Genomic DNA, 8,798 nt, shown 5'->3' with positions numbered 1-8,798 from the left:
CGAGGCACGCCCCGAATTTGCGCCGAGGACCGAGCCTCATCCACCGTAAGCGACATCCGTCAGGATCAATCGCCGCACAGCACCCTGGAACCATCGAAAGTCAGCTTCTCAACTGATTTTCATGCATAGTCCGGGCTAGTGGGCATGGCCAAGCGAATCGACTGGTACTACCACCGAAAGGGTTGAACCTCCTGCACGCGAGCGTCCAAGTTCCTGGACGCACAGGGCATCGAGGTTCGCGAGACCATCCCCGGCCTCCCGGAAGCTCTCCCGCAAGGATGCAGCCGAGCTTGCCAAGGGAGCCAGCCAGGTGATCGTTGCCAAGGGAAAGAAGGTCGACACCTTCAAGCCCGGCGGCAAGGCGCCCAAGGCGTGTGTGGATGCCATGCTCGGACCCACGGGCAACTTGCGAGCACCGACGATCCGCAAGGGCAAGACGGTGCTGGTTGGCTTCAACGAGGATGTGTACAGCGACGCGCTCTAGCGCGTCCGCTTTGCTCTACGAGCGCCTCGGCTCTCGTCCGTCTTCGGTCTTCATCACTTCGCCACCGGCCTCTTCCCAACCGCTGAAGCCGCCGCCTATGTGGGCGACCGGCGCGAGGCCCATTTCCTGGACGGCGCGGGTGGCCAGGGCCGAGCGCCAGCCGCTTGCGCAGTAGAAGATGAACTTCTTCGGTTCGTCGAAGATCTTCTTGTGGTACGGGCTCTCCGGATCGACCCAGAATTCGATCATGCCACGCGGTGCGTGGTAGGAACTCGGGATGAAGCCGTCGCGTTGACGTTCCCGGATGTCCCGCAAATCGACGAGTTGTACGCGTTCGTCCCCGAACAGCCCGATCGCGTCTTCCGGCGGGATCGTCTCGATCCGGGCATTGGCTTCGGCGATCAGTTCCTGGGATCCCTTGTCGATCGGCATCGTCTCTCCCCCGGCACGGCCTGGTCCCGAGACGATAGCTCGATCAGGCGCCGCCGTGGGTCTTGCGCAGAGCCGCTTTCTGCACCTTGCCCATGGCATTGCGCGGCAGCGAGTCGACGATGAAGACCTGCTTCGGATGCTTGAAGCGCGCCAGGCGGCCTTCGACAGCCCGGTAGACATCGGCCCCTTCGAGAGTGATGCCGGGGAGAGGAACCACGAACGCGGCGACCTGCTCGCCGAAGTCCGAATCGGGCAAGCCTACGACGGCGGATTCGCCGATCCCCGGGGCTTCGTCGAGACAGAGCTCGATCTCTTTCGGATAGATGTTGAGGCCGCCCGAGATGATCATGTCGCTGGCGCGGCCCGCCAACTGCAAGCGGCCCTCGGCGTCGAGACTGCCGACATCTCCTGTGCGAAACCAACCATCGGCGCGGAAGGCCTCCCGTGTCTTGTCTTCCATCTGCCAGTAGCCGGCGAACAGGTTGGGGCCACGGGCTTCTACCGCACCCACGTCGCCCGGCCCAAGTGTGCCGCCCGCTTCGTCGACCACCCGCACGTCGACCTCCGGCAATGCGAAGCCCACCGTGCCGGGCTTTCGATCTCCCTCCAACGGGTTCGATGTGATCATGCCGGCCTCGGTCATGCCGTAGCGCTCGAGGATCGTATGGCCCGTGCGTTCGGTGAAGGCACGGAAGACGGTTTCCGAGAGTGGCGCCGAGCCCGAGATGAACAAGCGCATGTTGGCGCAATCGGCACGGCCGAAATCGGGATCGGCCAACAGCCGGCTGTAGAAGGTTGGCACACCCATCATCACGGTGGCTTCGCGCATCCCACGGCGAATGGCGCCCGGGTCGAAGCGAGGCAGGAAGAGGACCCGGGCCGCCGAAAGCATCGCGCAGTGCAGGGCGACGAAGAGGCCGTGGACATGAAAGACAGGCAGGGCGTGAAGCAGAACGTCCTTCGAGCCGAAGCCCCACAGCGAATTCAAGCTGAGCGCGTTCGATGCCAGGTTACCGTGGGTGAGCAGGGCGCCCTTGGGTCGTCCGGTGGTGCCGGAGGTGTAGAGCATCGCGGCGATGTCGTTCGAATCGCGCGGAAGGACCCCGGTGTGGGATCGGCCCGCCGCCAACTCGGGCAAGCTGCCGTGGCCTTCCGTATCGAGGGTCAGCCAGGCATCCAGTTCGGGTTCGCTTCCGGGGGCCGTGACGACGACGCGAGGTGTGGCGTCTGCCAGGTAGTACCGAACCTCTTCGGGGGTGTAGGCCACGTTCAGGGGGACGTACACGGCGCCAACGCGCAGGCATGCCAGGTAGAGTGCGACCGCATCCGGGCATTTGTCGACCTGCACGACGACCCGGTCGCCGGGTTCCAAGCCGGATTCGATCAATGCGCCGGCAAACGCAGAGGATCGGGAATCGAGAGCGGCATAGCTTCGCGGCTCGGCTCCGGGTACGGCGAGGAAGGGCCGTTCCGAATCGCCCTCGAAGCGGCTGCGGAGGAGATCGTAGAGGTTGCCCATCGGGGGGCAGTCTAGCCACCGCAGCGGTGCTATCCGTCCCGCGGGAGTTCTCGATGATTGCCCGTTTCCCGGCCTTTGCCGTGTTCTTGCTGCTCGTCTCGTGCGGTCTCGACCTGCCGACCGAGGAGTGGGCGCCCCCGCCGGGCCCTGCCAGGCCGGTCGAAGCATCCGCTCGTGAGGCATGCGCGCAACGGGATTCCCTACGCCGGCCTTTGTACGGCGATCTTCATGTTCACACCGCCTTTTCAATGGACGCGCGCGTGCGCGGCACGTTGACGACACCCGACCAGGCGTACAGGTTCGCCCGGGGCATGCAGATTCCGGCGGGTCGGATCGATCGCCCCCTCGATTTTGCAGCGGTCACCGATCATGCGGAATGGCTTTCCGAGGTCGCACTCTGTGCGCGTCCAAAGCTCTCACCGGAGGTGTATGCAAGCGCGTCGTGCCAGATCTTTCGAGGCGAGAAGCGCAGCTGGCTCTCTCGATTGCTTCGGCTGAAGGGCCTACCGGCCAGCATCTCTGGATTGGTGGGCCTCTCCGGTCGTTCGTCCGAGGTATGCGGGAGGGATCGAGGACGTTGTCGCCGGACCCTGGCGTTGGTCTGGGGCCAGCTCCGGGCCGCGGCGGAGCGTCACTACGACCGCAGCAGCGCTTGCACCTTCACCAGCTTTCACGCTTGGGAATACAGCCGATCGCCCGATTCCACCAAGATCCATCGCAATGTGATCCTGCGCAGTGAGGTGGCGCCGGAGATTCCGTTCTCCTGGCTCGATACACCCACGGAGCCCGAACTTCGGCGAAAACTGCGGGATCTCTGTCTCGAAACGGGAAGTGGTTGTGATGCCATCGCCATCCCCCACAACCCGAACCTCTCGAATGGCCAGTCCCTGTCGATTGCCTATCTCGATCTTCCACTGGAAGAACAAAGAGAACACGCTGCATTGCAAGCGCGCCTCGAGCCGATCGTCGAGATGATGCAGATCAAGGGCGAGAGCGAGTGCCGCAACGGGATGTTCCAGGTGCTCGGCGGAACGGACGAACTCTGCGGCTTCGAGAAGACCCGGGACATGCGGGGAAGGGAGCTCGAGGATTGTGAAGAGGGGACGGGCTCTGGCGCCCTGGCCGGCCGCGGCTGCATCTCCAGGATGGACCATGCCCGCTACGCATTGATCGAAGGTTTGCGTGAGGAGGCGAGGATCGACATCAACCCGTTGAAATTCGGTTTCATCGGTAGCACGGATACCCACCGAGGAACGCCGGGAGCCGTTGCCGAGTACGCCTACCGGGGAAAATTCAACTCCACGCCGCGGGAACGCCTCACCGCCGGCGAAGCCATGCAGCCCGGGTTGACCTGGAACCCTGGTGGCCTGGCCGCGGTCTGGGCCGAGGAGAACACCCGCGAAGCGATCTTCGACGCCATGAAGCGCAGGGAGGCTTTCGCGACCAGCGGGCCGCGCATCTCCGCGCGCTTCTTCGGGAGCTGGTCGCTGCCGGCCGATTGGTGTGAAAGACCGGGCGCCGTAGAAATCGGATACGCCCAGGGCGTGCCGATGGGAGGGGATCTCGGTCGACGCCCCGCCCACGCGGATGCGCCGGTGTTTGCCGTTTCTGCCCTGCGCGATCCCGGAACCCCGGAGCATCCGGGTGGCCTGCTTCAGCGCATCCAGATCATCAAGGGGTGGGTCGGCGATGACGGAGGCTTCCATCAACAGGTCACCGATGTGGCCGGCCGGGCGAACGATGCAGACGTGGACCTCGAAACCTGCACGCCGCGGGGTGCGGGCGCCGAGGCGTTATGCGCATTATGGACGGACCCGTCCTTTGACGCAGACCAGCCGGCGGTCTACTACGCTCGGGTCGTGGAAAATCCGAGCTGTCGCTGGTCGACCTGGCAATGCCTTGCGCTGCCCGAGGACGCGCGCCCGGACGGGTGCCGCGACCCCAGGGTGCCCAAGACGATTCAAGAGCGGGCATGGACCTCCCCGATCTGGGTCTCGCCGTGACCCTCTTCGGATGTGCCGTGGCCGCCGGCCTGGGCTTCTTCGCCTGGGGCTTCGTCGAGTACCTGGTGCACGGGATCCTCAGCCATCGCTACCGAACGTTCGTGACGCCGTTGCATGGTGGGCACCATATCGAGCCGCGTGCCGTGTTCACGTCGCCGATCGCCTGGGTACCGGTCGCAGGCCTGCTCTGGGGCCTGGCCGTGCTGGCGGCGGGGCTGGTCTTTGGGAGTTGTTTCTTTGCAGCTCTGCTCGCTGGCTTCGTGCGCTACGAGTACATCCATTGGCGCATTCATTTCCGAGCGCCGAGAACACCTCGCCAGCGCCTCCTCCACCAGCACCATCTGGCCCACCACTTCGTGAACGCGAAGGCCTACCACGGTGTGACGACCCGCTTCTGGGATCGGGTGTTCGGGACGCTGCCCGAAACACGAGCTGCGGACTACGCGCGCGTCTCCGAAGTGAAACCGCTCCCGGGCGAAAGCAATTTGGCGGCGATCTGGAACCCGCGTACGATGCTCGGCCCGATCCGACGCCGCCCTTCCTGAACGGGCGGTACGGCTACTTCGGAAGCGGCCCGGTGAGGGATGCCCGTTGCGAGAGCTCGACCCAGTTGCCGTCTGGGTCGCAAACCATCGAGAAGCGTGCGACATCGCCGTGGGTGCGCGGAGGCATGCCCTCGGTCCCGCCGCGTTCGAGCACACCGCGATGTTCGTCGTCGCAGCTCCAGACCTGGATCGTGAGGTAGCGGTAGCCCGGGCCGCGGATGCCCGTTTGGAGGGTGGCGTCGGGCGACTCTTCGAAGAAGAAGAGCGTTTCGCCGCAGCGGAAGCAGCCAGGGGCCAGGGCTTCGAAGCCGAGGACATCGCCGAACCAATGCTCGAATGAGGGGGCGCTTCGCACCTGCATGCGGATCGCGATCTGGTCGACCCCTTCGGTGCCCGGCGGGACGAGGACGACCCGGTTCCCATCCGGGTCGGCGAGCTGTCGAGGGTGTGTCGTGCCGCTTCGGGCGATCCACAACTCCCGGTAGCCAGCCGCCGGGGCATCGGGCACGCCATCTCGCGCGTGGTTCAACTTGAGGACGGAGCCGCAGAGATCGTGGCGATGCTGGAGGTTGCCGCCGCCGGTCGCGAGCGGCTCTTCGTAGGGCAGGCCGACTTCGCCCTGCCAGAAATCGAGCATCGGCTGGGCCGTGCCCGTGAACAGGGCGATATCGACGCACGATTTGGCGAGCTTCATGCAGCCGAGCGTAGGCCGAACGCGATACCCTTGCGCCATGTTCGATCTGGATCCGGGTGAAGAGCTGGCGCTACTCGTCGAAACGACACGGAGCTTTGCGGAGGAGGCGTTGACGCCGGCCCTGCGCGAAGCGGAGCACGCTCGGGGGGTCAGCCCCTCCGTGCGGGCCGCGTTCGAGCAGATCGGCCTGGCCGGTCTCGAAATGCCGGAAGCGGCCGGCGGCGCCGGGCTCGGCAGTCTGGCGCGAGTCCTGGTGAACGAAGAGCTGGCAGCTGCGGACGCCGGTGCCGCCTTGGCGCTCGATCCAATCGGCGCTGCCTTGTACCCACTGGCGGAGCTGGGGGGTGACGAGGCGGTTGATCGCTGGCTCGGCAGCTTGCTGGGCAGTGACGCTGTCCAGCAACGTGCCGTTCTGGTGGACCTTCGGGATGCGCGATTCGTCTGTCAGGGGGACCAGCTGGATGGCGAGGTGCCGTGGGTTCCGGCCGATCGCGTGGATCTGTTGGTTCTTCTCGGGGAGGACGAGGCGTTCGTTGTCCGGCAGGGCATCGAACTCGAGACGATTCGTGGTGCGGGCCTTCGGGCAGCGGGTGCATCGGCTCTCACGCTCCGGGGCGCGCCGATCGAGGCACGTTTCGAGAGCGCGGCCGGGGTGATGCGTGCCCGCGCGCGTTCCCGCCTTCATGCAGCGTCGCTCCTGATTGGCGTGCTTCGCGCGGCCTGTGATTTCTCTCGGGCCTATGCGCTCGAGCGGGAAGCCTTTGGCAGACCCATTGCCCACCATCAAGCGCTGGCGTTCCTGATCACGGACATGCAGATGGCGCTCGATGGGGCGCGCTTGCTGGTTCAGGAGGCGGCGTGGCGCATCGACGCAGGCTTCCCCGCCGAAGCGGAGGCCGCCGCAGCCTTTGCAGAGACGATCGAGGCATCGCGCCTGATCGGGCCGAGTGGTGTGCAGATCCTCGGTGGCCACGGCTTCATGCAGGACTATCCGGTCGAGAAGTTCATGCGCGAGGCCCGCACGCTTTCCCAGGGCTACGGCGGTTTCGATGCTGCGCGAGAAGATGCGGGCCGGCTGCTCTGTACCGGGCCGGAGTCGATTCTGCTTTCCCACGGAGAGGTTTGAGGTGGATTTCGGAATCGACGAGGCGACCCGCGAACTGCTCGCCGGAGCGCGCGAGATCGGGCGCAAGGAGGTCCGCCCAGCCGGGCTCGAAGCGGATCGCAACGGGGCGCCGCTTCCGCCCGATCATGGCTATTTCACCCGCTTCATCGCACGCGGTGAGGGCCGCACCCGCTGGCTGGGACCGAGAGGCCGTCGGCGGGATCCGGGCCCGCGCCGCACCACGGTGCAGAGCCTCTTGTTGGCGGAGGAAGGGGCGTACTGGGATCGGGGGATCGGCGTCGCGAACCCCGGTGTTGGCCTTCCCGAGGGCAACGTGCTCGGGCTCGGCACCGAGGCGCAGAAGGAGCAGTTCCTGGGTTCCTTCCTCGAACTCGATCGACCGCGTTGGGCGTGCTTCGCGATGACCGAACCTGGGGCGGGCTCTGACGCCGCGGCCATCTCTACCCAGGCGCGCAAGGACGGCGACGGATGGATCCTGAACGGCGCCAAATGCTTCATCGGTAACGCCAGCCGGGCGGATTGGATCCTGGTCCAGGCCACCCTCGACCCGACGAAGGGCAGGGCGGCCCAGCGCGCCTTCTTCGTCGAGCGGAGCACGCCCGGCTTGGGCGGCTTCAAGATCGAGAAGAAGATGGGTCTCAAGGCCTACGAATCCACGTCCTTCCTGCTGGACGATTGCCGCGTGCCGGCTTCCCACCTCCTCGGTGGCGAGAAGCGCCATGAGGGCAAAGCCGGATTCAAGACGGCCATGCGCACGTTCAATGCCGGGCGGCCCGTGATCGCTGCAAACGCCGTCGGGATCGGGCGCGCCGCCCTCGACGAAGCCCTGGCGTTCGCGCGTGCCCACGAGCGAACGGGCGACGCGCGCGTGCGGGATCGGATCGAGGCGATGGCCAGGAAGCTCCGCATGGCCCGCTTGATGTGCTTGCGCGCAGGCTGGCTCGCCGACCGGGAGCAAGCCAACCTGGTGGAGGCGTCGATGTCGAAGGCATTGGCGGCCCAGGTCGGGCAGGAGGCGACGACCCTCGGCATGGAGTTGATCGGCACGGTCGGCGCGCGGGGCGACCACTTGATCGAGAAGCTCTACCGGGACGTCAAGGCGATGGACATCGTCGAAGGCACGGGGCAGGTGCAGCGGATGATCATTTCGCGAAATCTGGTGCAGCTCCCCCGATGAGCGGAGTCGTTCCGAAAGCTGCGGCCACCGTGATGCTCGTGCGCGACGGGGACGAAGGGGTCGAAGCCTTCATGATGGAGCGTTCGGCCTTCGGGATGTTCGGCGGGCTCTGGGTCTTCCCGGGCGGCAAGGTGGACGCCGCGGACGCCGGCCCTGCCGCGACGGCTCTGTGCCGGGGGCCGGGTTCCCTCGAAGCCAACCTGACCTTGAACGTCCCGGCCGGCGGCCTGGCCTACTGGGTGGCGGCCGTTCGCGAGTGTTTCGAGGAGGCGGGCCTGTTGCTCGCGACGCGGGAGGACGAGCGGCTTCTCGAGTTGCGCGACCCGGCCGTCCGCAAACGGCTGGGTGCGGATCGCGCCAGGCTGAACGGAGGGGAGAAGGGCGCACTCGAGGATCTCTGTGCCCGGGAGGGGCTTGCGCTTGCCACCGATCGGTTGGCCTACGTCGCCCACTGGATCACCCCGATGGACAGTCCGAACCGCTACGACACGCGCTTCTTCGTGGCGCTCGCGCCCGAGCATCAAGAGGCCATCCACGATGGACATGAGGCGGTCCACAGCGAGTGGATTCGGCCGGAGGATGCGTTGGCCCGGAATGCGACGGGCGAGCTGCCGATGATCTCGCCCACGCTCGCCAACCTGAAGGCGATGTGTGGCTACGCCTCGGCCGAGGCGCTCGTTCGCGCCAAGGCGGGAGTGGATCCCCGGGGTATTCCCACCATCCTGCCACGCGTGCTTCGGCGGGGCACGAAGCCCGAGGATTGGGAGGAGCGGGCCGAGATCGTCGGATGACTCGGACCGCCGCGATGCGTCCCCTAT

At 66.2% G+C, this 8,798-nt stretch carries 9 protein-coding genes; 6 read left to right on the top strand and 3 right to left on the bottom strand.

Going from position 1 to position 8,798, the window contains the following annotated elements; all coding sequences use genetic code 11:
* The first annotated feature begins 310 nt into the window (after positions 1–310).
* A complete protein-coding gene (locus GY937_08530) occupies positions 311–484 on the top strand; it encodes a hypothetical protein (GenBank protein MCP5056753.1) in 174 nt (57 codons plus the stop codon).
* A 15-nt stretch (positions 485–499) separates the two neighbouring features.
* On the opposite strand, the gene GY937_08525 is transcribed toward GY937_08530, so the two are convergent.
* Together GY937_08525 and GY937_08520 are read right to left on the bottom strand one after the other, a co-directional pair.
* Complete coding sequence (locus GY937_08525) at positions 500–916, bottom strand: rhodanese-like domain-containing protein (protein MCP5056752.1); 417 nt, start codon at positions 914–916, stop codon at positions 500–502.
* 43 nt (positions 917–959) lie between these two features.
* Positions 960–2,435, bottom strand: a complete 1,476-nt coding sequence (locus GY937_08520; protein ID MCP5056751.1) for an AMP-binding protein — start codon at positions 2,433–2,435, stop codon at positions 960–962.
* A 53-nt stretch (positions 2,436–2,488) separates the two neighbouring features.
* On the opposite strand from GY937_08520, the gene GY937_08515 reads away from it, so the two are divergent.
* Both GY937_08515 and GY937_08510 read left to right on the top strand, forming a co-directional pair.
* Positions 2,489–4,438, top strand: a complete 1,950-nt coding sequence (locus GY937_08515) for a DUF3604 domain-containing protein (GenBank protein MCP5056750.1) — start codon at positions 2,489–2,491, stop codon at positions 4,436–4,438.
* Complete coding sequence (locus GY937_08510; GenBank protein MCP5056749.1) at positions 4,408–4,983, top strand: hypothetical protein; 576 nt, start codon at positions 4,408–4,410, stop codon at positions 4,981–4,983. The genes GY937_08515 and GY937_08510 overlap by 31 nt, the downstream gene beginning before the upstream one ends.
* Before the next feature lie 13 nt (positions 4,984–4,996).
* Here GY937_08510 and GY937_08505 read toward each other — a convergent pair whose 3' ends face one another.
* Complete coding sequence (locus GY937_08505; GenBank protein MCP5056748.1) at positions 4,997–5,677, bottom strand: VOC family protein; 681 nt, start codon at positions 5,675–5,677, stop codon at positions 4,997–4,999.
* 37 nt (positions 5,678–5,714) lie between these two features.
* On the opposite strand from GY937_08505, the gene GY937_08500 reads away from it, so the two are divergent.
* Genes GY937_08500 through GY937_08490 form a run of 3 tightly spaced genes read left to right on the top strand, consistent with a single transcriptional unit; the run spans position 5,715 to position 8,771 of the window.
* The gene (locus GY937_08500) at positions 5,715–6,803 is read left to right on the top strand and encodes an acyl-CoA dehydrogenase (protein ID MCP5056747.1); all 1,089 of its coding nucleotides are present in this window, start codon (positions 5,715–5,717) and stop codon (positions 6,801–6,803) included.
* Positions 6,742–7,980, top strand: coding sequence for an acyl-CoA dehydrogenase (locus GY937_08495; protein ID MCP5056746.1), 1,239 nt, complete (start codon positions 6,742–6,744; stop codon positions 7,978–7,980). Before GY937_08500 ends, GY937_08495 begins: the two co-directional genes overlap by 62 nt.
* Positions 7,977–8,771, top strand: coding sequence for an NUDIX hydrolase (locus GY937_08490; GenBank protein ID MCP5056745.1), 795 nt, complete (start codon positions 7,977–7,979; stop codon positions 8,769–8,771). Before GY937_08495 ends, GY937_08490 begins: the two co-directional genes overlap by 4 nt.
* The last annotated feature ends 27 nt before the right edge of the window (positions 8,772–8,798 follow it).

This window comes from bacterium (assembly GCA_024228115.1).
In the GTDB taxonomy this organism is placed as follows: Bacteria; Myxococcota_A; UBA9160; order UBA9160; family UBA6930.
This window is presented reverse-complemented; position numbering and strand designations above follow the sequence as displayed.